Origin of the sequence: uncultured Microscilla sp. (assembly GCF_947493425.1) — a bacterium.
Taxonomy (GTDB): Bacteria; Bacteroidota; Bacteroidia; order Cytophagales; family Microscillaceae; genus Microscilla.
Genome location: NZ_CANLRP010000030.1, coordinates 1 through 26,573, shown reverse-complemented (window position 1 = coordinate 26,573; position 26,573 = coordinate 1). Strand labels below are relative to the sequence as shown.

Genomic DNA, 26,573 nt, shown 5'->3' with positions numbered 1-26,573 from the left:
AAGCAGTGTGCCTCAATAGCACACTGTCTTTTCAATAAACTTGCGGGCTCTACAAATCATATTGCGTATGACACACAGTAAGCACATCAACATTCAACAACTTGCCGAAACCTATGCCCCACAACTGATCAACACCTTACAAACAGGTAAACAATTAAGCATTGGCACTCCTGGCGAAGTAATCAATATTTTGCTGGATAAAATAGCCCAAGGGTTTGGCAAACTATCGGCCAGGTTGTCTCAGCAAGAAATCGCTTTGTTGTACCAGTTGCTACAGTACCAGGACTTGCAAACCTTGGAAACTACTGTTGCTGACGAAAAACTGATGAACAATGAAATGCCTTACCACAAGATTACCCTCAAAAACCCCAAAGTACAACAAGGAGAAAAGTATCAACGGTTGCCTATACACATTTCTGATAGTTTGTTAATCCAACAACAAGGCAACCATCAAGCACCTTATACTGGGGTAGTTAAAACATCGTTGGGTTTGCCTCAAAAAATATCCTATGTCATTATGCCTGATGGAGAAGTCAGGTTTGGTAGTGGGCACTATTACCTTGCTGGCAACTCGCCTATTGCCTTGATAGGTGCAGGAGTATTGCGTGCCCGTGATGGCAAGATTATTTCGATTATGAACGACAGCAACCACTTTCGTCCTACACGCATGGAGTTCATCAGTTCATTGCGTTACTTGGCAAGCCTTGGGGTGCTACACACTCACCTAAAGATTGATGAGGTGCCAATTACGGTGCATCGGTAAAGCATTGTTTATGAGTAAATTTGAGTAAACCGGAGTATAAACATTGGAAGGTTTGTACATTGTTTGTATATTGCAACTAAAATACAGAATCAGCTTATACCTAACCATTTTAAATGCTTATGCTTACTTCAACGTCTAACATAGGGGCAACTCCACTATTGGATAGTGGTATATGTCCTGCTTTTTTAGTGCCTCTACCTTGTCTTGGTTTCAAGCAATATACAAATACCCAACAACGAGTGTTTACCTTTCCAACTCTATCAGATCATCTGTTTTAAAATATTGATTAACAATCATTTATATTGTTAGATAAGCATTAAAATGTAGTGTGTATCAGTACCATCTATGTATTGTTGACAGGTGTGCTCATAGCATATCTGTCAATTTCTGAAAAAAAACATAGAATATTTAATCGCAGTGTACATAATGGATGGATAATAGTAATACCTAACTAATCTTTTCCATACAAAAACCGCTTTCAGACCAATAGGTTTGGGGCGGTTTTTTTGTGAATGGGATAATCAAGAGAAATAGTAATATGAGAAGGGAGTTGGGATAGGAGCAAAAAAAAACTTGAGGGAAGGAACAATGTTCCTAACCCCCAAGATCCTTCAACCAGCTATGCAATTCTATATACTACTTTTGTCAAGTGAAGGTTTCATTATTCAATGCATTTTTTATAACATTTAGGTCGGGTGATTGAGCATAGAGGTAAATAAATTTATTTTTAAGCCACTTCACGAAGATTTGAAGCAAGGAAATAATGAATACATTTTCACGAGAAGAGGGAAACATTGGTAAGTAAAAAAGCCTCTAATACATTGATAGTATCAAAGGCTTTTGGTTAAGTAGTGCACCCGGAAGGATTCGAACCCTCAACCCCCAGAGCCGAAATCTGGTATTCTATCCAGTTGAACTACGGGTGCAATATTTATTTGACGACCGTCAAAAAGGATTGCAAATTTAGTTAAATATTCGTTACATGTACAAGCAGATGGCAGGCTTTTTTAGTAAAAGTATTGGGCTTGCTCTTTACTTGGTTTTATTGATGAGTTTTAGACAAAGCTATTATGCCCACAAAAAAAACAAAAACAGGTACAACCACAACACATCGACAAAGTGCCAGTAAATAGTCACTAGCTTGAGTCTGAGCTGATTGGGAGGGTTTACACTATGAATAAAAGAGTCTACATAAGAGGTATGACGAACAATATCTATGAAAATAAGCGTAAGGAATAGTATACCCCCTAATATATGGGCAATGTGTAATCCTGAAATGATGTATATAAAAGATCCGCCCAAACTGTTGGACAGATAAACTTTTTGGGCAATGAGCTGTTGCCAGCCAACTACCTGCAAACCAATAAACAACAACCCTAACCCAAGTGTAGTGCCCAGCAAAATCTTGGCGCTGCGAAACTGTTCTTTTTTGACCGCCCGATTGGTTTGCCAAAGTGTAAGGCTGCTTGCGATAATACTAAAGGTGCTCAACCAAAAAGCCAAGGGTAAATTTACGACTTGCCACTGGTGTTGCCCTTTGCGCAAACTATAAATAATGGTGAGCGCCAAAAACATAATAGAAATGCCCGCAATGGCAGTCCAAAGCATAAAATGAAAAGGTTCACGGCGCTTAAACAAATCACGTTCAGCAGATGGTCGTTTTATCTTGGGTTTATTGGTCATAGTTTGATAAGTAAAACAGCATAAGGTATCATTAAAACAACGTTAGGGCATTTTTTTTGGTATACCCTTCTTGCTAACTCACCCCTTATTTGCCTAATGCTTCCTCAACATAAAGTTATATCGAAGTGTTTGGTTTTTTGTAAAAAAGCCTTTGTTTTTTTAGAAGACAACAAAGTATCTATTTGCTACTTTTAGGCACTCATTAAATCATTCTGCCTAAAAATTTATCATTTACAATTAATTTTTAACTTTGTAAAGATAATGGTCAATAGACGACCCACCACATCGACAAAATAAGCGAGGCATTCCTAATCGTAAAAATAAAAGGATTCTTATATTTTTTAGTTGAACTTACGTTGATAAATCCAACACAGCAAATAACGCTGATTTGCGTAAAATTAATTGTCACCTTTGTTTTTAACAATTATAGGTGGTGTAACAGGGCTAAAAACCGGATCAGTAATAGATGGAGTGCTGTAGACTTACATAAATAACTATCAAAAATGATTGGCGCACAAGTACTTAATTACCGAATAGACTCAAAAATAGGCGAAGGAGGCATGGGCAGTGTTTACCTTGCTTCTCATTTGCAAATGCGGCGTAAGGCTGCTATCAAAGCTTTGCACCCCAATCTGGTAAACAATACTCAAATCAGGGAGCGGTTTCGTAATGAGGCAGAAGCAATGGCAAGTCTTAAACACCCTAATATTATTGATTTGTATGATTTTCTGGAGACCAACCAAGGCTTGTTTTTGATTATGGAGTTTATAGAGGGTAAACCTCTGGATGACTATGTGCGCACAGTGACTGGTCCATTACCCGAAGACCGCGCCATTGCTTTGTTTACCAAAGCCTTGGATGGTTTTGCTTATGCTCATGACCGAGGTATTATACACCGTGATATTAAACCTTCTAACTTGATGATTGGCAACGAAAATCAGATTAAAATTCTGGATTTTGGTATTGCCAAAATTCTAAATGATGTCAACAAAGGGCTTACGCGTACTGGGTCTAAGATGGGTACGGTGCTTTATATGAGCCCTGAGCAAGTCAAGGGTTTATCGGCAGATCGACGCAGCGATATTTACTCGCTGGGTGTTACACTTTTTCAGATATTAACCGGGCGCCCTCCTTACGATGAAAAAACATCTACTGAGTATGATGTATATACCAAAATAGTAAACTCACCGTTGCCTCGTTTGCGTAAGTTTAACCCAGGTGTATCGGAGCGTATGCAAGCTATTATAGACAAAGCTACTGCCAAGGAACCACAAGAGCGTTATCAGACTGCACTAGAGTTTAAACAAGCTTTGCAAAGTTTGATACAACATCAGGCAGGTGCTACTTTGACTACTACTGTACCTACCGGTGGTGGTGTTAACCCACAACGCCAAACTCCACCAAACAAGCCCCGTACACAAAACCGCAAACCTGCCCCCAAAAAGACTGCTCCTGACAATAATATTTGGTTGCCTTTGTCGGTCGTTGTTTTGCTGGGAGTATTGACTTACCTCGTGTTGTGGAACCCTTTAAATATCAAACCTCTGCAAAAAATTGCGGTGTTTTCGCATGCGTACAAAAAGCGGAATGCTAGCACAAAACAAGATAAAAAGGAGACAGTAAAGATTACATTGCGTAAGTTTTATGATGCTGCTGAAAGCCGTAATTTTGACAATATCCGTCCATTTTACCGTAAAACAATTGCCAATTATTTTGGTAATAAAAACATTGATCGTGAACGGGATTTACGCAGCGCTTATAAGTATTCGTGGGATAAGATAGTGACCGAAGAGCGACACAAAATTGACTGGGATAGTATGCAGTATAGTGAAGACGAAGAGGGTAACCACACCGCAATATTTGATTATACTTATGAGTATCAACCCAAAAAAGCTAAAAAACCCGAAGATCAGGGTAAAACAAAGTCGGTATCGCGCAAGGCAGAAGTACGCATGGACAAAGAATACCGGGTATACTATGTGAAAAATGTCAAGAAATAAACTTGCCCAAAATATAAAACATCTTTCAAAAGAAAGGGTTGGGTGAAACCACCCAACCCTTTTGCTGACACACACATACTGGCAGAAGATACTAAACAGCAACCAAGGCTTAGAGCCTTTGTCACCATATTCCCTCTTAATATTTTTTTACTCTACTCATATATATCACCTACACTAAAAAGCCCTTTGCTACCTACACAAAGGGCAAACATAATGACTTGACCTGGGGTAAAGCTTATGTGACGTTTGAGAAACTATTTTGTTTGAAAAACTGATATTACAAAAGTAGTTGATAAAAGTGCTTTAGGTAAGCGTGTATCTACGGCTTTTGCGAAAACAGGTAGAAATACGGGGGGGATAGTTGGTGTAAGTTTATGATATTTTTGGGCACAATAAAAGCCCTCGCTGCTACAGCGAGGGCTTTTTACATAAGCTTTTGCTATTAGAAAAAGGTTATGTGAATTTGAAAAACTGATATTGTATAATATATAACGAATATAACAGGGCTGTAGGTTGCCAAAAAACCCTAAAGTTTGTGCAAGTAAAAACACGTGTTTTTATGAGTGAATATGCGTTTTTTGCCAAAAATAAGTCAATTGTTTAAAATACTCACAACTACCTGTAAAACAAACAATTAAAAGTAATTTTCCATCTTTTTTTTAATTATAATACAATTGTGAAAACCGTAAAATAGATGTAAGTTTGGATACACACATGGTTATATTTTTTTATTAAAAAGTTATTTTATGGCAAACCTAAACATCACTGTTGCCACCCTGGATGAAGGGGTAGCAAAGGCGGCTATAGAAGGATGGCAAAAAGCCACTTTTGAGTCTTTATTGGATAGTTTTCATACTACACCTGCTCCAGGAAAAGATGGCAGGTTGCAAATCAAACGATTTCAAACTTTTGTATTAGACAAAGAAGCAGCTATGGATTTGTTAGATCCGGCGAACAACAATGCTACACTAAGGGTATACCAAGGCATTGATCAAAAAACCAATAAGTTTGCTTTTATTGTACAAGGGCGTAAAAAGGACAACAATATGAATCCGAGTTATGCTGGCTGTTACCTTGCCGAAAACATAGAAAAACAACTCGACGAAAATAACAGTAATTTGCCTGTACACTCACAAACAACCACCATTCCTTTTTCGCTGGCAAAGTTGTATGTTGATGGCTGGAACACCCGCGCAACCAATGAGATTATCGATAGCTTTCATGCACCCATTACCGACTCACTTACTAAGGCGACTGAAATAGAGAGAGCGGCATTTTATACCTACTCGTCTCAGGATGTACAGGACTTGAAGGATATACTGAAATCTAACCCAGGCCTTGAGGTCAGCAACCTGTTTTTCTTTATGGGGGCAGGCGACCCTAATCCTGAATATGGGCACCCTTTTGCATATCGTCCTATTTTGCGGGCAGTATTTAGCGAAAAAGATGAAAAGACTAAGGTAGACCCTATGATTGGCACCGCATTAAATATACCTCCTCAAGTAAAATTTGAAACCACAGAAAGTGGTACAGGAGGAGTAGTAACTCTAGAGTTTGCAGCTCCTTGTCCACCATTTTGCGGTGGTGGCGGCGGTAGTTTGTAAAAAGTGATATAGGTGAACGAAAGTTCACCTATACTTTTAAAAACAACTTAAAAACTATGTATTCATTATTTCTTACAATTAATTGGTCATTTGTGCTGGCCAATGTAGCAGTAGCTTCTATTCTAATACCAGCAATACTGGCAATCATCCTCTTTAAAAAACAGGCACTTCCCCTAAAAATTTTGAGTATTTTATTGTGGGTAGGGGTCTTGGTTGAAATAGTAGCCCGTGCCCTGGCAATTTATAAACTACCCAATTTGCCCGCCTTGCACGTGTATGTAGTCGTAGAGTTTGCACTACTTGCCTGGATGTACCAATTGTATCTGCATAAAACTTATGCCCGCTATGTGATTCCTGTCATTACTGTAGCTTTTACCATATTTTCTATTATTAATAGCTTATTTATCCAATCTATTTATACTTTTAATACTTACTCCCGCCCTATTAGCAACCTTTTGCTTATTGTATTTGCGCTGTCTTATTTTTACAAAATGTTGAGGGAATTAAAAGTAAGGTATTTGGAAAAGGCGCCCATGTTTTGGATCAATACTGGCATTTTAATTTACTTTTCGGGTAGCCTGTTTTTATTTATTTTCAGCAATTATATTGTTTCTGACAAAGGTTTATTATTATTGATGTGGAATATACATTCGTTCTTGAATATCATTCATAATATATTTTACACAATAGGTTTATGGCTCAGTCGGGAGAACTCGGAGTAGGCACCATGCTGCTCATTGGCACGGTAGGTATGCTACTGTTGGCAATGGCAGTAATCGTGTTTTTTTTGGTGTATCAACGTCGTTTGCTTGCCCAACAAGAACAACTACAACAAATAAAAATAGAACAGCAAAAAGCATTGTTAGAGGCTAGTTTGCAAACCCAGGAAAATGAACGCCGCAGAATAGCCAAAGATTTGCACGATGAAGTAGGCGCCAACCTGTCTACAATTAATTTATTTACCAAACAAATAGAGAAGTTTGTAGAAGCAGAATCAAAAGCAGGCAAAATGGTAGGTAAAACCAAAGATTTGATTGCGACTACTATAGCCAGTGTACGTACCATTTCTAAAGACTTACTACCGGCTACGTTGGATCGATTTGGGTTGGTAGAGGCTGCCCAAGAGCTTTGCGACCGAATTAACCAGGCAGATGCGGTATTGGTAAAGCTTGAGCATCAGGTAACCGAAGAACGTCTGCCCCAAACCCAGGAACTTGCCTTGTTCCGGATTATACAGGAGCTATTCAATAATACCCTTAAACACGCCCAGGCAACCCAAGTCAACTTGTTTATCCATTATACCCCAAAAAGCCTAAAGATTATATTTAAAGATAATGGGGTGGGTTTTGATGCCAATGCTTTGATGCAAAGTAAGGACAGCACCAAAGGATTGGGCTTAAAAAACCTCGAAAGTCGTGCCCAGGTATTAGGCGCAAGCCTCAACTATACCAACCCTCCAGAAGGCGGAACTCAAGTAAATATATTGAGTAATACTGCTTAAAAATGATTACCTTGCTGTTCTATATTTTCGTATAACAACTTCATCCTTTTACCTCTACCGGATGATTTATCTGGAGCCTTTTGCCTTTTGATATACTACCTACATTTTGCATCAACCATCAAAGCAGAGGCTTGTCTTGAGAAACCTACAAACATTACAAATTATGCCAGTTAAAGTAGCAATTGCTGACGATCATGTGCTTTTTCGCAAAGGCTTGGTCACTATTTTAGAGCTTGATGACAATATCGAGGTGGTTTATGGTGCCGATAATGGCAAAGAACTGATAGACAAAGTAGACGCACAAACGCCTGATGTGATACTGATGGACTTGAAAATGCCCGTAATGGACGGTATGGAGGCTACCAAAATAATTAAAGCCAAATACCCTGAAGTAAAGGTGCTTATTTTATCTATGTACGACGAAGAGAAGTTTATCATTCATTGTCTCGAACTAGGCGCCAATGGTTACCTACTCAAAAATACCGATCCCGATGAGTTAGTACATGCCATAGGAACAGTCATGGCAAAAGATTTTTATTTCAACAACCACATATCTACAGTAATGCTTAAGGGGCTTAACCAGAAAAAAAGAGCTAAAGGTAAGCCTCAGTTTGAAAACAGCATAGAGTTGACCAAACGTGAACAAGAAGTGTTAGAGTTGATCTGCAAGGAGCTTACCACCCCCGAAATGGCAGAAAAACTATTTATTAGTAATCGTACGGTAGAAGGGCACCGAAAAAATTTATTAGAAAAAACGGGAGCAAAAAATACTGCTGGACTGGTGGTTTTTGCGCTCAAAAATGAGTTGGTAGAGATTTAGATAAGCCAGGGCAACCTTGAATTGCATCAAGAGTATAACCACCAGATAAATAAAAATAAAGAGAAATACCCGAATATAATTTTACACTTTACGTATTGTAACATAACACTATGACAAAAACTGATATATAACCAAAATTAATTCAGGTATGTTAACAAACAACAATTACATTACCACTAGCCCTGACTTTATTAGTAAAATAAAACAACTGTTGGAAAGCGGTCAAAGTAGTCAAGTAGAACTGGCTTTTCAGTTGCTAAAGGGAGCGGGAGAGAGAATTCCGCAGGTGTTGGAGAAATACCTGATTAATAAACAAGAAAAAATACTGCTTTGTCTTACATACGGTTTTGTGCAGGTAGTGGCAAATATTAGTGAATTGTGGATTAACCATGTTTACCTAAAGCGCTTGCCAGCTGAAATAGCTTACCTCAAAAACTTGTTGTTGCTCAACCTCAACAGTAATCAATTGCATACACTGCCTCGCGAAATAGGCAATTTGAGATATTTGAAACAATTGAACCTCCATAAAAATCCGCTGACCCAACTACCTAAAGAAGTAGGGCGTTTGCGCCAACTTGAAGAGCTTTGGCTTACTCAAGGGCTATTGACTCGCCTGCCTAAAGAAATTGGTAAACTTGAAAACTTACGCAAATTACATTTGGGGGGCAACCAGCTAAAGCAGGTGCCTGCCGAACTGGGCAACCTGGAAGAACTAGACACGCTCGACCTACGTGAAAATAAGCTGGTGATGTTGCCCAATGAAATAGGGTACTTGACTAATTTACGTTTGCTTGATTTGCGTCGTAATCAACTACGTTCACTGCCTGCCAACATTGGCAACCTTGTGCAACTCAAAGAACTTTACTTATATGGCAACCCTTTGCCTGCCTCAGAAAAAGACCGGATTCAGAAGGCATTGCCACAGGTAAAAATGAGTTTTTAAAAGAATTTTTATACCTGCCAGATTCTTGAAATCTGGCAGGCATGGTTAATATTTCATTTATGAAGCTTATTTCTTTTGTAGTGTATCCAACAACTCTACATTGTTGAGCAAATACTGCATTTGAAGAATACTTGTCTGTAAATAAATTTTTACTTGTTCGTACTCTTGGTTTTCGAACAGTGTTAAAGGCAGATCTGCGTCAAGCATCAGCGCTTCTAAGTTGGCACGAAGGCTTTGGGCAAATACATTTACAATTGATTCAGGAATGGCAATGCTTTGTACCTCTGGGTTTAAATTAATATCTTGCATGATATTCAAATTAATTTTTGATAAAAGCCCTTGAGGAGAGTCTCCAAACTTTCACCTCTTGGGCTTACTTTCACCTTGAAAGTATGAACAAATATAGTGAAAAAGCCCACCTTTTGCAAGAGGAAGTCCAAGTTAATTTACTGATTTTCAGAATATTAAACAACTTATACGCAAACTTTCGGGTTGGCAAGTATTGGTCTTGCCAGAAGCCTAAAACCTTCGAAATGATAGGAAACGCCACCTCGTGACAGCTCCTGACTACGGACTATCAACTACTGGCTAGCTATTTTTTAAGTTGAACCGCCTTCGATAGGGCAACCATAAAGGATTGCCCCTACAACGGCATGCGCTGTGGCTTTGGGTGGCGGTTTTTAGGCTCGAAAACCTTCGAAATGACAGGAAACGCCACTTGGTCTCGCTTCACTAAGACCAAATACAGGAAATATTCGCAATCAAATAAATACCTCCCGCGAAGGTCTTACCGCAGGGTGACCTGAGCAATGCCAACCTGAAACACCGCTAACAACTTGTGTACAATGCTTCGAGTGTTGGCGTGCTTTGGTCTCGCTTCACTAAGACCAGAGCAGTGGAAGTGTCGCTTCGCGCCCATTCGTAATTTAGTCCAGAGTCGGGAGTCAGTAGACCATAGTTTTTTAGCCTCGCTTTGCGCCCATTCGTAATTTAGTCCAGAGTCGGGAGTCAGTAGACCATAGTTTTTTAGCTTCGTTTCGCGCCCATTCGTAATTTAGTCCAGAGTCGGGAGTCAGTAGACCATAGTCGCTTCGCGTGAATTCGTAATTAGCTTACGCAGAACTCCCTCATTCGTAATTCGTAATTAAACCATTCGTAATTAAAAAATAGGACTGTACGAAGTTTTTAAAATCCTTGATATACAGGTATTTACATATAAATCAAGGTGTTCATTGTAGGGGCTACCCTTGCTGTAATGTAATGGAAGTTCGCGATTTATCGGAATGGTCGCCCTAGCAAAGAGCAAACATGAGCGTATACGCCGCCTTTTAAAAATGAAAACAACCTTGTTTTTGTTCGCTTTAACCTTACAAAACACTTATTATCAGGTGATTACAAGATTTCGTACACTCCTAATTCGTAATTCGTAATTGACCAATTCGTAATTATCTTATCCATCTTCTACCATTGCCATATTACGCCAATAAGATTTAAAGTTTTCCAGGTCAAATCCAACTGGCAACTGTCTGCCTTGTACCAATAGGGTAGGGGTTCCAGTGATTTGTTCCTGGTCAATCCAGTAAGCATGTTGTATGTGTAGATTTTTGGCTTTCTCAAGACTATCTTCTGTCAGGGGGTAATTTTTGACCAAAGCTGCGTAGTCTTTATGCTTGTACCAAAAAGAAGTAGCCTCGAGGCATTGTGCCTGGTCATATTGGTAATGCAGACCTATGAGGTGCTGGCTAACTTTGTTTTGTTCATCTTCTTGTTCTTTTTTAGCAGTAAACAATACTTGCACCCGCAGTATGCCAGGGAGTTCTCTCATTAGTTTTACCAATGTTTCATGCTTTTGAGCACAAGGGCCACAAAACACGTTGCTGATCATGGTTACCTCTATGGGAGCTTCGGGGTCGCCTAGTATTACCTGATCTTCGAAGGTGACAGGTGACGCATGAGGAGCACTTTCAAGGACACCATGCATAATTTGTTCGTTTTTAAGGAAAAAATTGAGCTTGGCTTCTTGTTCAAGTAATTCTTTTTTGAGGCGAAAGCCAGGTTTGAACAGCAACCAAAACACCACCACTACGCCAAAGGTAACGGCAATGTGTAGAATGCTTGTGGCATTGAAAAAGCGGCTGTCATGGCTCCATAAAGAAAAACCAGCGGCAAATTCCAGCCAGAAAATCAACTGTACAGCCAAGCAGAGCAAGCACCATTTTTTGACCACCAATGCCTGATAGTACACCGAAAAAATGGTATAAGGCAACGCCAGTATAGTAAACACCCCCAGGCAAACCGCAATAGAAAACAAGTTGCCTGAGGCAAGCGAGGTAAGTAAGGCAAGGCTACCTCCCGCAAAATAGATAAAACCAAGGTGCGACATTTTGAGCCAGCCAAATAGTTTGGCAGCAGGCGAGTCAAGTACTTGTCCACAGCTGGTTTTGGCATTGGTATCGCATAGTTTATGCACCAAAGCATTGCTTATGCCTTCTTCCTTGAGAATGAGCAATACAGCAGTAGTCAGTCCTACTGCTTTGAGCCCCAACAGAGGCAACCAAGTAGTCCAAGCAATCTTAAAATTAACAAAACCTGCTACCAATCCCAGCACAAAAAGCATGATAGATGTGCCAATAATGAGTGGCATACGGTATTTTTTGAATATAAAATCGGTTTCGCCCAAGTGAGTTTCTTCGTCTAGTTCTGCCATGAGCAATACCCCCGACCATTCTGTTGCAAACTCTTCCACAGGTTGGGTAACGTGACCCTTGGCTGGATCGAAGTAGGTAAGCTGACCATTTTCGAGCCCATCAAGTACTACAAAATGTCCTCTGCTAAAGTGGGCGATTGCTGGGTATGGCACTTCTTCGAGCCGATCAGCAGTAATACTCACTGCCATGTTTTCTATTGACAGGTCTGACAAGGTTTCAGAAAGCGATAGCACAGAGGGGTACGCGGGGTGAGTAGTGAGTTGGCGTTCTATAGTTTGTGCAGTAACCTTGGCTCCTAGTTTTTGCAGGAAATATTTACTGGCAATAGGTAAATTTTCAAAATCAGATCTTTGTTTACGCATTATGGATGAGATGATTAGATTTTTTTAATAATATGTTGTGTATATAGTTTGGCAAGAGTAAACAACAAAAATAGCTTTTTGAATGATTTAAATGGACATAAAATAAAAAAAAAGCATCACCTTGTCTGAAATATGGACAAGATGATGCCTCCCAAGTAAGAAGTAGAGGTAAGCACAACCCCTTGCAAGTGCCTAAATATGCCAAGATAAGCGTACCCTATTGTTATTCTTCGCAATCACAAACACAGTCGCAATCGTTGCCATCACAGGTGCATTCGCACGAGCAATCTACATTTACATTGACAATTACATTTTGGCTGTATACTTTTTTGATAGCTATCATGCCAAAGCTATTGGATTCGGCGCCATTGCTGAGGCTGTAGTCTATATCAAGGTAAAAGTCGTCATTGTAATAATAGAAAGTACCTTTGCCCTCAATTTCTAGCGAGTCAAGTATGATTTGCTTAGGAATAACCACCGTTACATCGCCATTGGGTTGTTCGTTGGTAAGTTCCACCGCCACCTTCGCACCATTTACCCGGTTCCACTTGGCACTTATCCATACTTTGTTGCCATTAAAACCCTCTTCGGTACGCGAAACTACCAACGAATAGGCATCGGCATAATTCACCATTTGAGCGTCGTAAATGCCAATAAACTCTTTGAGATCAAAACGAATTCCTGTATTGTTTGAGAGGTTGTTGGTGGGTACTATTTCGTTTTTTTTGCCACAAGCATTCAGCAATGACAAGGCAACAATTGCCCAGAGTAAAATAAATGCAGTCTTTTTCATAGTGTAAGTGTTTTTCATAGTGAACTTGTTCAAGGTTCATTACTCAAATGTACCATGAAAAAAACAACCCCGTTGGTGATTTTATACGTAAGGGGGATTTTTTGAGAGGAAAAGAGATGTAAAGCAAGCATATAGCTATCGACTACCCGCAAACCTGGTCATTTACCTGCAAATGCTTAACGAGCGTTTTAGTGTGTCTAAGCCCCTTTATTAATGGCCATTTTACCATTGTCCAGGTAAATGATTTGTTGTACATCCACCATTTTTTGTACTACCTCAAGTACTTCGTCTTTGTCCGCATCTACCTTGTCTACCAAGGTTTGTACAGGCAGCGACTCTTCTTTAAGAAGGGTTAATATTTGCTTGCTTCGAGTAGGAAAAGGGTTCTCCAGGTTGCCTTTTTGCTTTTCTTGCTGGCGTTTTTTCTTTACACATACGTCGCATACTTCGCAAGGTTCGTATGACACCTCGCCAAAGTACTCTAGCAACAATTGAGTTCGACAACGGTCTTTATGTTTGATATAATTCGTCACCGCTTTTACCTTGTCTAAGTCGCGTTGTTTGCGAACCTCAAGTGCATCTACGTCCAGTGGTAGCTTGTGGGCGTCGTAGCGATGGGTCAAAAATACGATTTGTGGTTTGGTCTTTTGCCTTTGGTACTCTATTACCTCGTATTGTTGCTGCAGCTGGGTCAGCTGTTTCATTACCTGCTGGGTACTGGTACGCAGGTATTTTGCCAGGGCATTTTCTGAGATGGTGACAAAATGATTGAACACCTCGCCTCCGCACATCCGCAACAAGAGCTTGACCAAGGGTTCCATAAACGGATTTTTGATCTGAAACTCGTACAAGTCTGAATACCTGAGTTTAAACAATATTTTGGAGGGATTATAATACGATTCATTAAATTGAATCAAACCTTCTTGTGCCAGTGTTTTTAGGGCATAATAAGCAGGCATACTGTCAAAGTTGTATTGTTTGACAAAATGCGTCAGGTCAAAGTCGTGGCTGGCGTAACTTTCGCTGTTGACTGCCAGGTTATAATAATTTGCCAAACCTTGGTAAACAGCCTTGATCACGTCTATGTCGGGGTAGGACTGTAGGACCTTTTTTTCCAGGTTGATGATGTCATTATGATCAAACAGGGCTACAGCATAAGCCTTTTCAGTATCGCGCCCGGCACGTCCGGCTTCCTGATAATACGCCTCCAGGTTATCGGGTAGGTCCATGTGCACCACCACCCGTACATCGGGTTTATCTATGCCCATACCAAAAGCGTTGGTGGCCACAATTACCCTTATTTTATTGTCAATCCAGGCAGCTTGTTTGTAGTCGCGTTGTTCGTTGGAGAGTCCGGCGTGATAAAAGTCAGCCCGGATGCCATTTTTGCGAATTAATTCGGCAATTTCACGAGTACGACGACGGTTGCGTACATATACCACCGCTGAGCCCTCAATGCGATTGAGTATATTGATGAGTTTTCGGTCTTTGTCTTCTTCGTAAAGCGTTGAATAAGAAAGGTTGGCTCTGGCAAAACTTTTTTGAAACACCTGTTTGTCTTCTCCAAACGCCAACTTATCCTGAATGTCTTCTTTTACCTTTTGGGTAGCAGTGGCAGTTAGGGCAATGGTAGCTACCCCAGGAATAAGCGTTCTAAATTCGGCAATTTGTAAATAAGGAGGACGGAAGTCGTACCCCCATTGCGAAATACAGTGGGCTTCATCAATCGCCAGCAAACCCACCTGCATGCGTTTTGCCCTTTCCTGAAAAATTTCGGTGCGCAAACGTTCTGGAGACACATAAATAAACTTGTATTTTCCGTTTACGGCATCTTCCAGGGTCATATCTATTTCTTTGGGGCTCATGCCCGAAAAAATAGCCGTTGCCGTAATGCCTCTTTTTTCTAATTGCGCTACTTGGTCTTTCATGAGGGCAATGAGCGGCGATACTACAATACATATTCCTTCCAGCTGCATGGCAGGCACCTGAAAGCAGATAGATTTGCCTCCGCCAGTGGGCAACAGGGCAAGGGTGTCGTGTCCTTCCAGCACCGACATAATGATGTCTTCCTGTAAAGGTCGAAAGCTATCGTATCCCCAGTATTGTTTAAGGATGGCGTGTATGTTGGGCGTGGCATTTGACATGTACCTGAATATGGTTGTAGTAAGTGATAAAACGGTAATTTGCAAAGGTACAAAACTTTTGTTTTTTGCTATTGGACAGCGTCACTATTCTTTGCAAAATTGGACGTCTAATATACAAAAAAAACAGGAGAAATCGGGGAGTTTTTTGTGATAAAACCGGGGGCTTTTTTTGGTCAAATCTGGCACAGTTTTCTTATCTTTGATACTAAGGCACTTAGCTGGAAGAATGATGAAAGAAGCCTGCCAAAATTTATATTTCAGCAGGTTCAAATATTTTTTATTCATCTCTTACACACAACCAACACAGGCTTTTGTATCCCTACCAACCCTCGTAAAAAAAATGAGACTGATAGAGAAGGTTTATGGGTTTATCCCAAATACCTCATTTAGGCACTTGACCACACAAATGTAATAGGCATAATTGCGATAGTCTATAGGGTGATACCTGGCATTGGTGACCACAAAACGAACTCCTTGTATTTGATACAGCCGGGCGTAGTTTACAATGGATTTGAAAATAAAAGGCAAGCTATCGAGTACTTGCCACGACTCGTGTTTGTTGACATCGTCAGCGTATTCAAGTATTGGAGGCAGTGATTCTATAATAGAAATGCCAGGAGAGGCATCAGGAATGGCTTGTATCTCGATGTAAGCGTAAATATTGAGTCCTCCAAAGCGTTTGTAGTCTATGGCTTTTTTGACGGTGTGTCCTAAACTTAATGTTTGCTTGACCGCCTTGTCGCGGGGTAAGTAGCTTTGTAAAACCGCCGTGGGAAGCATCAACGACAAGGTTTTCTTTTGCAATAATTCATTACATAATGTACCTACCCTATCTTTGCCCACACCATAAAGAGTAGTAATGGAGGCATTGGGTACTGGAGGCTTGGTGAGCAGTTCTACCAGCTCTTTTTTTACCGATTCTGTATCCATTTTTTTCTTCAAAAAAGCCCTGTAAGATCAGGTCAAAATGCATTTTAGTACTGAACAAAAATAACTTTTAATCATCTGTTGGATTGTTTATGTGTCACCTTTATTTAAAGACTTCTTTGACATTAAAGAACCTGATCAACACTTATGCCTATGTCAGTTTTTCAAGATCGTTAAAGAACAATATTTAACCACATTTTCACTTTACCTGCCTAAGAGCTAGTGCATAGTACTAAACAGAATATCCCCTTTTTCCTTATTTTCTTTAGATAAAATTGTCTACCCAGTGAGGTAACCTGTTTTACTATCTTGGCGAAGTTGTTGGTTTTCTTTTTACAGTAATTAATGGTTTTACACCCAATATGGGCACTTTTTCTGCTAAAAAAGGTTTCACTTTCGAAGCACTTTTTTTATTATTTAAGGCTTGTTACTAATAAACAATAGGTAAAATTACTTATTTTAATTTAATCATCGATTTTTTAATTATTTCATAGTACTAAAAGGATGGTTTTTGCTGCCCTATTATTCATTAACAAATAAGCTGGCTTATACTTTAACACTAAGAATGATGAACAATGGGTAAGAACTATTTTTTAACAAACTCGCCTCTGGTAAGTGCAGGAAAACAGAAAAAATTTTCAAGACAAAGGGCTGTAGTACAGTGGCTACTACAAGCACCAGAAAGCATACAATTTGTACTTGCTCCTTGCCATAACCGTTATAACCGTCCTGATGACTTTATTTTTGTAGAAGCAAATGAAGCTGCTGGAGCAATGATGGGTAAGAGTCTTAAAGACTTGATTGGACAGCGGTTGATAGAGCTACTCAATATTAATCCATTTCATAGTTTTTTTCAAAACTATTTACGCACCTTCCTGTATCATACACCACTCGAAGAAAATATAGAGTTTCCATTGTTAGCACGCCAAGGCAAAAGAATAACCCACCGTGCCGAAGTGGTAGATGATGTGTTGGTGGTTACGGTAAAAGTTGAAAGCTTGCACCAAGGCGATGCCAGAGGTGAAGTAGAAACTCAATTGGAAGATGCACTAACTGAAGCTGAAAGTAGGGAGCAAGGTTTGAAGCATACTGTGGAACAAAAGCCTGTAGATACTGTTGCCCCTATTTCCGACGAATTGGATAAGGAGCAAGAGACGCCGATTTTAGCGGAAGCGGCACAAAAGCCTGTAGATACTGCTGCCCCTATTTCCGACGAATTGGATAAGGAGCAAGAGACGCCGATTTTAGCGGAAGCAGAACATATAGGCACTACTGTTTCTCTTTCCGACGGATTGGGCAAGGTAAAAGAAACTCCAGTTTTAGCGAAAGCGGGATATACTGAAAACCTCACCATAAAGGGAGTGGAGAAGGCACGCTATGAAACCATAGAAACAAGTAAAAACTTTACTTTGGCTACCTTTGAACTAGAAACCGAAGAGGATGCAGCGGCTACCCAGGAAGAGAGCAGTAGTTTTACCCTGGCTACTTTTGAACTTGAGAGCAAAGTGATATTGGCACAAAAAACTACCCCTAAACCAGTGAATGAAGAACCAATTCAGGTAAATAACCTGCCTCAAGTACCCGATGCTAATACGCAAGAGGTAACGGCAAAACCTATGACAGTAGTAGAAGTACAAACGGATTCGTTTGAACCTATTAAGGTATCGCAAGAGGTGTCATTGGAAGGCAAAATAGAATATACTGATCCAACTTTGGCAAAAGTGCTAGAACTGGAAAATACCCACCCGTCAGGCGTATTTATGCAAGACATTTTACACAAAGTATCACAGTTGCCCTACCAGTTGGCAATGACGAAGGCGAAAGCTGGGCAAAAAGTAGAAGATTTACCATTGACATTTACTACGCAATCGGGCAACTATGTAAAAGTAAAGGCATTGATTGTACCTCAAACCAATCAGGGCAAAGTAGTCAGTATTCATCACTTTTTTGAGATAGTACATAGCACCCCTCACTTTCACGAAATATCCTCATTTGGGCAGGTACCCTCGTTTAATGCCTTTTAGGGTGGGACTTTGATTGTATTTACACAAAAAACAGGAAGCATGTACTTAGGCAGCTTCCTGTTTTTTTTTGTGTACTTAATTTCTCCCTGCCATTACTCCACCGTCTACGTCCCAGATAGCTCCCGTTACCCAGGCACTTTGGTCGGTCAATAGAAAGTGTACAGCTTTTGCCACGTCTTCGGGGGTGCCAATACGCCCCATAGGGTGAAAGTCGTTGAAACCCTGCAATGCTTCTTTTACTTGAGCAGGTTCAATAAAAGCTTCATAAATGGGGGTAATCACCACCGCAGGCGATACGGCGTTTACCCTGATGTTGAAGTCGGCAAGCTCCATTGCTAAATGTTGGGTAAAACTATGCAACCCGGCTTTGGCCATCGAGTAAGCTGAAGAAGGGGTAGCTTTGATGGCTTGCTTTGCCCACATAGAGCCAATATTTACAATGGCTCCTCCTCCCGCAGTTTTCATTTGATGGGCAATGGTTTGGGTTATAAAAAATATGGCTTTGTTGAGCTCCAGGTAAATGTCATAGTCTTGAGTGGTGTGTTCTAGAAATGGCTTAGGGTGAAAGTACCCGGCAGCATTTACCAAATACTTGATATTGGTATATTGTCTGGTCAGTGTTTGTTGTAAGCCCTTTACCTGAGCAGCATCGTACAAGTCTGCCGAAATGATATGCACTGTGCCCCAGGCACTTAGTTCTTTTTGTGTACTTTGCAGCTTTTGTTTATTGCGTCCTACAATGACTACTTCTGCCCCTTCTTTTAATAATAAAGCAGCACTTGCTTTGCCCATTCCACTAGAGCCTCCAATAATAATGGCTTGTTTGTTCATCGTGATTTTTTTTGTTGATAAATATACCCTGAACGAGTTCGTTCTTGATATTTGACACCACAAAAGTAGGATAGGCAAAGGGCGCAAAATGGTAATATCAGGTACAAGAATGGTAAATTAGGGCAGGCTGGCTCTAAAGTCTTTTGGGGTAAGGGAAGTTTGTTTTTTAAAAAATTTGGTAAAATAAGTGGCTTGATCAAAGCCCAGGGCATAGCCAATTTCTTTGATAGAGAGTGTGGTATTGGACAATAAACGCTTGGCTTCAAGGGTTTTGCGTTGAGCAATAAACTGGGCAGGGGTTTGGTGCAAGTAGGTTTGAGTAAGTGCAGATAGTTTTTTGCTGTGTATGTGCAGGCTTTCGCTAATTTGACCAACGCTAAGCGGAGTGGCCAAATGTTGTTCTACAGTTTTGCGAAAAGCAAACAAGAGCTCAGCGTCACCCAAAGTAGGTGGGGTGGGACTAGTGGGTTGTTGGCGGTTTAGGCGTTCTACCAACACCAAAAAACCACTGAACAAATGGTATAACAACTCTTTTTGTTGAAAACGTGTTTGTTTCAGTTCGTCTTGCATCAAAGTAAGCAGTTGCATCATTTTGGGCAAATATTCGTCAGGGATTGGGGCGTTGGAGGGGTTGCCCAACCCATTAAATAATAAATAGCGTAAAGATTTGGGCACCTTACTTTGCTGGTGCATCAAAAAATAATCATTAAAATGAATGAGTACTCCTTGGTTGGCAGCTTCGGGGCAAAAATAATGCACTTGGTGCTTGTCTAAGAAGGTCAAAGATTGGGCTGGCAACTGATTTACCTCAAAATCAATAAAGTGATTGCCTGCTTCATAAAACCATAAAATCTGATAAAATGAATGGCGATGGGGCTTGATACAATGTGTGTGGTTTTTCTCGAAGTATGGGCGCATGGGCTGCACTTCGAAATGCAGTTTTGAATAATCGTTTTTGTGTAAATGATATTGTTTAATCACTTGAAAGTTGCTTTTGTATGATGTATTGCTTTTTATATATTTTCTTCTGCCAAACAAGGCCGTATGGTTCTGGAGTTGATTAAAAACCCAACATGGTCAGATGAAGGCATTCCATTGATTGTAAAATGTATGGCTACCTCAAATATATGATTGATTTGATCGCCTGGCAACACTGGCAAAGTGGGTCGTTTACAGTTTTTAAATGCGCGTAAAACCTCTTCGTCAATCCCATAGCCTAACCCTTGGCTCACAATTATTTTGCTCATGGCGCCATTGGCATATACACCAAAGCGTACTTTGACACACCCTGTAATGCAATGGTTGAGCGCTTGTGTAGGGTAGCTTATTTCGTGGTAAATATCAGTAGAAAAATATTGAAGGCTTTTGTTTTGGGGCAAATTTACTGGTATGCCTTGGGTAAGCATAGTCCGTTCACTGGGCACATCTGCGTCGGCAGTGTTCCACCATAGTTTGCCAACGCTGCACAAAATCAATATGATCAGGGCTTTTTTCATAAATTTTATCGTACGAACTTGTCTAAAGTTACGATTTTTTTTTCATAAAAACTTCATTTCCTTTTTTGCAAAAAGTTTCCCCTCAAATTCACCTGTCAACTGTTCGTTTTCGATGCAATTTTTGTTCGCTAACGGTCAATTTATTAACTTGATTTATCCGAAAACCTCCCTTACACGCTGTTAGATGACTTGGCACTGATTTAGAACCTTTGAACAATAACAAACCATAAAAAACATAAGCATGATGGATAAAAAGCTGGGAAACATATTAATTGTAGACGATGATGAAGACATTTTGCTTGCTGCTAAAATGCTGCTTAAGCGCCATGCGCAAAAAGTAATTATTGAGAAAAATCCTAAGAAAATACCTTTTCTACTGAATCATGACTCGTATGATGTGATTTTGTTGGATATGAATTTTGTAGAAGACACTACTACTGGCAAAGAAGGTATTTTTTGGTTGAAGGAAATTATTCAGCGCGACCCTCAGGCGGTGGTGATTATGATTACAGCCTATGGGGGGGTAGAGCTTGCCGTAGAAGCTTTGAAAGAAGGGGCTACCGATTTTGTGCTTAAGCCCTGGCAAAACGAAAAACTGATTGCTACTATATCGGCGGCAGCCCAGCTCAATAGCAGTCGCAAAGAAGTGACAACTCTAAAGCAAGCCAAACAAACGTTGGTACGTGACCTGGAGCAGCCTTTTGGCGATATGTTGGGCGAAAGCGCTGGAATGAGAAATGTCAAAGCGATTATTCAAAAAGTAGCCAAAACCGATGCCAATGTATTGATTCTGGGCGAAAATGGTACTGGTAAAGAGTTGGTGGCGAGGGCTTTGCATAAGCAGTCGAGCCGTGCTTCGAAAGACTTTATTGGAGTAGATATGGGTGCTATAGCCGAAACACTGTTCGAGAGCGAACTTTTTGGGCACAAAAAAGGCGCCTTTACTGATGCTAAAGAAGATCGCATTGGCAGGTTTGAAATTGCCAATAAGGGCTCTTTGTTTTTAGATGAAATAGGCAATCTGCCGCTCAACCTTCAGGCTAAACTGCTCGCCGTATTGCAAAACCGGGAAGTGATTCCGCTAGGGGCATCGCGGGCTGTGCCTATAGACATTCGTTTGATATGTGCTACCAACATGCCCATTGATGATATGATAGCCCAAAAGGAGTTTAGACAAGACTTGTTGTACAGAATAAACACAGTAGAAGTCTACTTACCCCCATTACGCGAACGTGGCGAAGATATTCCGTTGTTGGCGCGTCATTTTCTACAATCTTATGCAAAAAAATACAAACGTCCCGAAAAAAAACTGAGTGCTACTGCCCTTACCCGTTTGCAACAATACCATTGGCCAGGCAATGTACGAGAGCTGCAACACGCCATAGAACGTACCGTTATTATGAGCGATGAAGCCTTGATTCAACCCGATGATTTTTTCTTTTTGAGTCAAAAACAATCGACTGAGGGCGATCAGCTGAATACACTCAACCTGGATGAAATGGAAAAAACAGTCATTGAAAAAGCATTACAAAAATACAATGGCAATATATCTAAAGCTGCTCGTGAGTTGGGGCTTACCAGGGCATCTTTGTACCGAAGATTAGAAAAATATGGTATTTAAACTCTTTCGTACTGGACTCATTTTCAGAATATTGATACTGGCTTTGAGTATCTTTGGGTTTGCTTGGTTGCTACTCCAGACAAGCTATTACATCTCTATGTTTACGCTCAGTAGTATTATTTTTATACAGGTAGGGATGCTCATCAAGTACGCTGAACGCACCAATGTTGCCTACAGCAAGTTTTTAGACTCGATAGAATATGACGATTTTTCTCAAACCTATACTTCACGGGGCTTAGGACAGTCTTTTGACAACCTCAATACCCAATTTAATCGGGTCATTCAAAAGTTTCAGGAAGTGCGCGCCGAAAAAGAAGCGCAATACCATTACCTCAAAACCATTGTACAACACATAGACATTGGCTTGTTGGTACTGGATGAAACAGGCAGTGTGCAACTGATCAATAGTGCTGCTCAAAAGTTGTTAAACATCAACCACCTGAGTCATATCAAACAATTGCGTGACACTCACCAGCCTTTGGTACAGTTAATCGCACAAGAAAATAGTATCTCGGATAAAACCCGTGAGGTGGTAAAGCTGACAATGAATGAAGAAATTGCCCACTTGATTGTACGCGCTACTAACATTACATTGCGAAGCAAACAGTTTAAGATTGTGTCGTTGCAGGACATTCAGAGTGAACTAGAGGAAAAAGAAATGGAAGCCTGGCAAAACCTGATCAGGGTATTGACCCACGAAATTATCAACTCGGTTACGCCTATTGCATCGTTGTCGGCCACAGTACACGAAGACTTAGAGTATTATAAAAAAGAAATCGCAGACCACCAACAAGGTACACAAGAAGAAAAAATCAGGCTACCTGCCGATTATTTTACTGAATCGTTGGAAGATGTGCACCAGGCAGTACGTACCATTCAGCGCAGGTCGGAGGGATTGATTCATTTTGTGCGTGATTTTCGTAACCTGACCAAAATTCCCTTGCCCGATTTGCAAACCTTGTCGGTAAAAGAGCTTTTTGAATCAATCAATACCTTACTCAAAGAAGAAATGAAACAAGAAGGGATACGGTTCTCTTGTCAAACCTACCCTGAAGACTTACAGTTGATTGCTGACCCTCACTTGTTGGAACAGGTACTCATCAACTTACTCAAAAATGCTACCCATGCTGTAGAAGACAAGGAAGATAAACAAATTAGCCTTATTGCGAGCATTGACAAGGTAGGGAAGGTGGTCATCAAAGTATATGACAACGGAACTGGGATTGGCGAGGAAGCACAAAAAAAAGTATTCATCCCTTTATTTACCACCAAAAAAAATGGCTCAGGTATTGGGTTGAGCTTGTCGAAGCAGGTGATGCGTTTGCATGGAGGCACCATCAATGTAAGCTCTACCCCACAGGTCGAAACCGTGTTTACTTTAAGATTTGCCTAAAAATCCCTTGCTCAACATCAACAAAATAATAAAAAACACCTGCCATAGTGGTGACAGGTGTTTTTTATATCTACCAACTGAAAGTAACCACTTGCTTGAGGTCAGCACTCAAACTTTTGGCTACCGGGCAGTTCAAGGCTACTTCTTTGAGCTTGGTTTGCTGCGCTTCGGTCAATTGCAAACTTGTCGGAAACTGAAAGTTGATGTGTATTTCAGACACTCTGCGCGGGTTATTACCCATTACTTTAGTGGTTTCTATTTGGGTATCGGTCAGGTCAATATCGGCGGTTCTTGCCCAAATGCCCATGACCGTGAGCATACAAGCGCCTAAAGCAGTGGCTACCAAATCGGTAGGAGAGAAGGTTTCTCCCTTGCCGTGATTGTCAGTAGGAGCATCGGTTACCAACGTATTGCCAGATTTTATATGAGTAGACGAAGTTCTCAGTTCTCCAGTATAAATAGTACTTGCTGTTGCCATTGTTAATAAAATAGTTTTGAAACGAAAAGACGTTTTTTCGAGTTAATGTAAATAAATAGTATGCGAAGCAAACAAGGTAAACGGATGCTTTGCTTACAACAGTTGTTATTTTGCTGGCAAATTATATAATTTTGATAGTCTAAACCACAAAAGTTTTTTTTTAACGGTAAAACATGGTAGTTTTAATAAGAGTGTATACTCTACTGCGCATCATTTCATTACCACAACATTCTTAATTCTAATGCAATTAAAAACAATTATATGTATTCTAGGTATGGCCTTATTGCCATTGAGTGCGGTTCGGGCGCAGTTGCTTTCACAAGATGAAATTTATAGTCGTGAGTTTATCTATGGAGTAAACTTTAATACCAACGGAGGGTTGATAGGAGGGATAATGTTTAAACTCTCTGCCTTGCGTAATACGGTTAAAATGCGCCAATACTCCACATTTGGTGTAGAAATAGTGAACGTAAAGCATAACAAAGAAACTCGCCTAAATAGCTTTACAGGCAATTCGTATATTTTCAATAAGGTTAATTATCTGTATGTGATTCGCCCTACTTATGGCCGCGATATCATTTTGTTCCGCAAAGCCCCTGATGAAGGGGTACAGGTGTCAGCAGTGGTAGCAGTAGGAGCTTCAATTGGCATCGAAAAACCCTACCATGTGTTGTATCAAAATATTCAAGACCAAAGCATTACCTCTGTTCCTTTCGATCCTGACATACACGATCCTGGTCAAATTGTAGGGGCAGGCAATTTTTTAGAAGGTTTCCAAAATGCAAGCATTGTACCCGGAATCAACGCCAAATTGGGGTTCAGTTTTGATTTTGGCGCGTTTAAAAATAGTGTGACTGGATTTGAAGCGGGTTTTCATTATGAGGCCTTTACCAGAAAAATAGAGTTACTCCAAAACCCATCTTCTGTTGCCCCCATCTCTAACCGACAGTTTTTTTCATCAGTATACCTGACCATTTTCTTTGGTACAAGAAAATAAACACAGGCACAATGTTATAAAAGAATCAGCCATTGGGTAATGCTCAATGGCTGATTCTTTTTAGTTTTACCCCTAAAATAGAATTTGTCATGGACATCGAAATCATAGAAACTGAAGACGGATCACATACCTTATTTAGCAAAACTTTCAATGAAATCTATCATTCGCGCCGAGGAGCCATTGAAGAATCTCGCCATGTGTTTATTGATGCCGGGCTTAAGCACTTATTGGATCACAAAACGGAACTTACTATTTTGGAAGTGGGCTTTGGCACTGGGCTAAATGCCTTACTTACTGCACTGGAGGTACACAACAGCTCACACAAAATCAATTACTTTGGGGTGGAGCCTTTTCCTGTGCCAGCTACAGTGGTAGAGCAACTCAACTATCAACAGTTAATTGACCAACCCAGCGCAGCAGACTTGTACAAAGGATTGCATGAATGCCCTTGGAACGAGTGGCAAACAGTAACAGACAACTTTCAATTGTATAAGGCACAGACTACTATAGAGGTTTTATTTACCCAACATACCCTTGAAAATATCCCCACTTTTGACTTGGTCTATTTCGATGCTTTTGCCCCTTCCAAACACCCCGAAATATGGACTTTAGAAGTGCTCCAGGGAATAAGACAACATCTTGCTTTAGGTGCAATGCTGGTAACTTACTGTGCCAAAGGGCAATTTAAACGAGATTTGAAAGCGGCAGGCTTTGAATTAGAGTCGTTGCCTGGTCCTCATTTTAAACGAGAAATGACCAGAGGTATAGCAATATAAATAACTGCAGACTATTGGTAAAAAAAAGCGACAAACTCTCATAGTGCAGTCTTTTAAAGATTAATAAAAAGCTACTTCTGGATGTTTAAAGAACTGAGTAATGAGTTTGGATTGTTGCTCAAACTTTTCTAACGCCTTGCTCAGTTCTTTCTTCAATGCTTCTATATTCTTGAATACTCTGTTCCTTAAACTTACATTTTTGAGGTAATTCCAAACTTGTTCCGACGCATTGAGAGCCGGGGAATAGGCTGGCTGCCTTACTACCTTGAGCCTTCCTTTGGGCAAAGTCTCTAAAAATGCTTTGACTTTCTTACAATGATGGATGCTGGCTCCATCCCAAATCAAGGTGATTTTCTCTGGAATTTTGTCGGTTAATTGTTTTAAAAAACGAACCATATCTTCTCCCTTGAAACTTTTTTCCTGGTGTTGGTATATCCAATCTCCCTGTTCACTGATGGCACCACAGACCCCATAGGTCTGAAACTGCTTATCCCAATTATGGAGCTGAAAACTTTCATTCTTAGGCCAATAAGTCCCTTGGAAATGAGGATTAAGCAAAAAACTAGACTCATCCGCATAGAAAATAGTCCGATTTTCTGTACGAGCCTCCACTTGTAAATCAGGAAGCGTTTGGGTTTTCCAGTCCTTCACCTCCTTGGCATCCTGTCGGGGATCCAACGAGGTGGCTTTCTTTCAACGAAAACCTAAC

Annotated in this window: 22 protein-coding genes, 1 tRNA gene and 1 pseudogene; 12 read left to right on the top strand and 12 right to left on the bottom strand. The window is 40.3% G+C overall.

The annotated features are described in order from the left end of the window. The first annotated feature begins 67 nt into the window (after window positions 1–67). Window positions 68–763, top strand: a complete 696-nt coding sequence (locus tag Q0954_RS10530) for a hypothetical protein (RefSeq protein ID WP_299456574.1) — start codon at window positions 68–70, stop codon at window positions 761–763. 852 nt (window positions 764–1,615) lie between these two features. Here the strand turns inward: Q0954_RS10530 and Q0954_RS10525 are convergent. Together Q0954_RS10525 and Q0954_RS10520 are read right to left on the bottom strand one after the other, a co-directional pair. Then, window positions 1,616–1,689, bottom strand: a tRNA-Arg gene (locus Q0954_RS10525). A 142-nt stretch (window positions 1,690–1,831) separates the two neighbouring features. Continuing rightward, complete coding sequence (locus Q0954_RS10520) at window positions 1,832–2,446, bottom strand: cytochrome c oxidase subunit 3 (protein ID WP_299456572.1); 615 nt, start codon at window positions 2,444–2,446, stop codon at window positions 1,832–1,834. A gap of 503 nt (window positions 2,447–2,949) precedes the next feature. On the opposite strand from Q0954_RS10520, the gene Q0954_RS10515 reads away from it, so the two are divergent. From Q0954_RS10515 to Q0954_RS10490, 6 genes are all read left to right on the top strand, one after another. After that, a complete protein-coding gene (locus Q0954_RS10515) occupies window positions 2,950–4,446 on the top strand; it encodes a serine/threonine-protein kinase (RefSeq protein WP_299456571.1) in 1,497 nt (498 codons plus the stop codon). A 746-nt stretch (window positions 4,447–5,192) separates the two neighbouring features. Next, window positions 5,193–6,050: a hypothetical protein gene (locus Q0954_RS10510; RefSeq protein WP_299456570.1), complete on the top strand. Its 858-nt coding sequence runs from the start codon at window positions 5,193–5,195 to the stop codon at window positions 6,048–6,050. A gap of 56 nt (window positions 6,051–6,106) precedes the next feature. Further along, a complete protein-coding gene (locus tag Q0954_RS10505) occupies window positions 6,107–6,772 on the top strand; it encodes a hypothetical protein (RefSeq protein WP_299456568.1) in 666 nt (221 codons plus the stop codon). Beyond that, the gene (locus Q0954_RS10500; RefSeq protein ID WP_299456566.1) at window positions 6,745–7,551 is read left to right on the top strand and encodes a sensor histidine kinase; all 807 of its coding nucleotides are present in this window, start codon (window positions 6,745–6,747) and stop codon (window positions 7,549–7,551) included. The genes Q0954_RS10505 and Q0954_RS10500 overlap by 28 nt, the downstream gene beginning before the upstream one ends. 163 nt (window positions 7,552–7,714) lie before the next feature. Further along, window positions 7,715–8,371 (top strand): response regulator transcription factor, encoded by a 657-nt coding sequence (locus Q0954_RS10495; RefSeq protein ID WP_299456563.1) that lies wholly within the window; start codon window positions 7,715–7,717, stop codon window positions 8,369–8,371. Window positions 8,372–8,519: 148 nt separating this feature from the next. Continuing rightward, window positions 8,520–9,314: a leucine-rich repeat domain-containing protein gene (locus tag Q0954_RS10490; protein ID WP_299456561.1), complete on the top strand. Its 795-nt coding sequence runs from the start codon at window positions 8,520–8,522 to the stop codon at window positions 9,312–9,314. Window positions 9,315–9,380: 66 nt separating this feature from the next. On the opposite strand, the gene Q0954_RS10485 is transcribed toward Q0954_RS10490, so the two are convergent. The 5 genes from Q0954_RS10485 to Q0954_RS10465 form a co-directional block, all read right to left on the bottom strand. Beyond that, the gene (locus tag Q0954_RS10485) at window positions 9,381–9,623 is read right to left on the bottom strand and encodes a hypothetical protein (RefSeq protein WP_299456559.1); all 243 of its coding nucleotides are present in this window, start codon (window positions 9,621–9,623) and stop codon (window positions 9,381–9,383) included. Between the two features lie 1,141 nt (window positions 9,624–10,764). After that, window positions 10,765–12,384: a cysteine peptidase family C39 domain-containing protein gene (locus Q0954_RS10480; RefSeq protein ID WP_299456557.1), complete on the bottom strand. Its 1,620-nt coding sequence runs from the start codon at window positions 12,382–12,384 to the stop codon at window positions 10,765–10,767. Between the two features lie 223 nt (window positions 12,385–12,607). Further along, the gene (locus tag Q0954_RS10475) at window positions 12,608–13,177 is read right to left on the bottom strand and encodes a hypothetical protein (RefSeq protein ID WP_299456554.1); all 570 of its coding nucleotides are present in this window, start codon (window positions 13,175–13,177) and stop codon (window positions 12,608–12,610) included. 197 nt (window positions 13,178–13,374) lie between these two features. Beyond that, window positions 13,375–15,321: an ATP-dependent DNA helicase RecQ gene (locus tag Q0954_RS10470; RefSeq protein ID WP_299456552.1), complete on the bottom strand. Its 1,947-nt coding sequence runs from the start codon at window positions 15,319–15,321 to the stop codon at window positions 13,375–13,377. A 360-nt stretch (window positions 15,322–15,681) separates the two neighbouring features. Beyond that, complete coding sequence (locus Q0954_RS10465) at window positions 15,682–16,251, bottom strand: hypothetical protein (RefSeq protein ID WP_299456550.1); 570 nt, start codon at window positions 16,249–16,251, stop codon at window positions 15,682–15,684. Between the two features lie 572 nt (window positions 16,252–16,823). Between Q0954_RS10465 and Q0954_RS10460 the strand changes: the two genes are divergently transcribed. After that, the gene (locus tag Q0954_RS10460) at window positions 16,824–18,272 is read left to right on the top strand and encodes a PAS domain-containing protein (RefSeq protein ID WP_299456548.1); all 1,449 of its coding nucleotides are present in this window, start codon (window positions 16,824–16,826) and stop codon (window positions 18,270–18,272) included. Between the two features lie 75 nt (window positions 18,273–18,347). Here Q0954_RS10460 and Q0954_RS10455 read toward each other — a convergent pair whose 3' ends face one another. From Q0954_RS10455 to Q0954_RS10445, 3 genes are all read right to left on the bottom strand, one after another. Beyond that, window positions 18,348–19,103, bottom strand: coding sequence for an SDR family NAD(P)-dependent oxidoreductase (locus Q0954_RS10455; RefSeq protein WP_299456546.1), 756 nt, complete (start codon window positions 19,101–19,103; stop codon window positions 18,348–18,350). A 117-nt stretch (window positions 19,104–19,220) separates the two neighbouring features. Beyond that, window positions 19,221–20,021, bottom strand: a complete 801-nt coding sequence (locus Q0954_RS10450) for a helix-turn-helix transcriptional regulator (RefSeq protein WP_299456544.1) — start codon at window positions 20,019–20,021, stop codon at window positions 19,221–19,223. Window positions 20,022–20,116: 95 nt separating this feature from the next. Further along, complete coding sequence (locus Q0954_RS10445; RefSeq protein WP_299456542.1) at window positions 20,117–20,599, bottom strand: TonB family protein; 483 nt, start codon at window positions 20,597–20,599, stop codon at window positions 20,117–20,119. 241 nt (window positions 20,600–20,840) lie between these two features. Here Q0954_RS10445 and Q0954_RS10440 point away from each other — a divergent pair, with 241 nt between their 5' ends. Then, complete coding sequence (locus Q0954_RS10440; protein ID WP_299456540.1) at window positions 20,841–22,220, top strand: sigma-54 dependent transcriptional regulator; 1,380 nt, start codon at window positions 20,841–20,843, stop codon at window positions 22,218–22,220. After that, a complete protein-coding gene (locus Q0954_RS10435; RefSeq protein WP_299456538.1) occupies window positions 22,210–23,613 on the top strand; it encodes an ATP-binding protein in 1,404 nt (467 codons plus the stop codon). The genes Q0954_RS10440 and Q0954_RS10435 overlap by 11 nt, the downstream gene beginning before the upstream one ends. Before the next feature lie 70 nt (window positions 23,614–23,683). Here the strand turns inward: Q0954_RS10435 and Q0954_RS10430 are convergent, their stop codons facing one another. Beyond that, window positions 23,684–24,091 carry an OsmC family protein gene (locus tag Q0954_RS10430; RefSeq protein ID WP_299456536.1) on the bottom strand — a complete coding sequence of 136 codons (408 nt, stop codon included), beginning with the start codon at window positions 24,089–24,091 and terminating at the stop codon, window positions 23,684–23,686. 241 nt (window positions 24,092–24,332) lie between these two features. Here Q0954_RS10430 and Q0954_RS10425 point away from each other — a divergent pair, with 241 nt between their 5' ends. Both Q0954_RS10425 and mnmD read left to right on the top strand, forming a co-directional pair. Next, the gene (locus Q0954_RS10425) at window positions 24,333–25,088 is read left to right on the top strand and encodes a hypothetical protein (RefSeq protein WP_299456535.1); all 756 of its coding nucleotides are present in this window, start codon (window positions 24,333–24,335) and stop codon (window positions 25,086–25,088) included. Between the two features lie 89 nt (window positions 25,089–25,177). Continuing rightward, the gene (gene mnmD / locus Q0954_RS10420; RefSeq protein WP_299456534.1) at window positions 25,178–25,864 is read left to right on the top strand and encodes a tRNA (5-methylaminomethyl-2-thiouridine)(34)-methyltransferase MnmD; all 687 of its coding nucleotides are present in this window, start codon (window positions 25,178–25,180) and stop codon (window positions 25,862–25,864) included. Between the two features lie 60 nt (window positions 25,865–25,924). Here mnmD and Q0954_RS10415 read toward each other — a convergent pair. Beyond that, window positions 25,925–26,545 (bottom strand): annotated as a pseudogene (locus Q0954_RS10415) (IS630 family transposase); the annotation flags it as partial. Window positions 26,546–26,573: the final 28 nt, after the last annotated feature.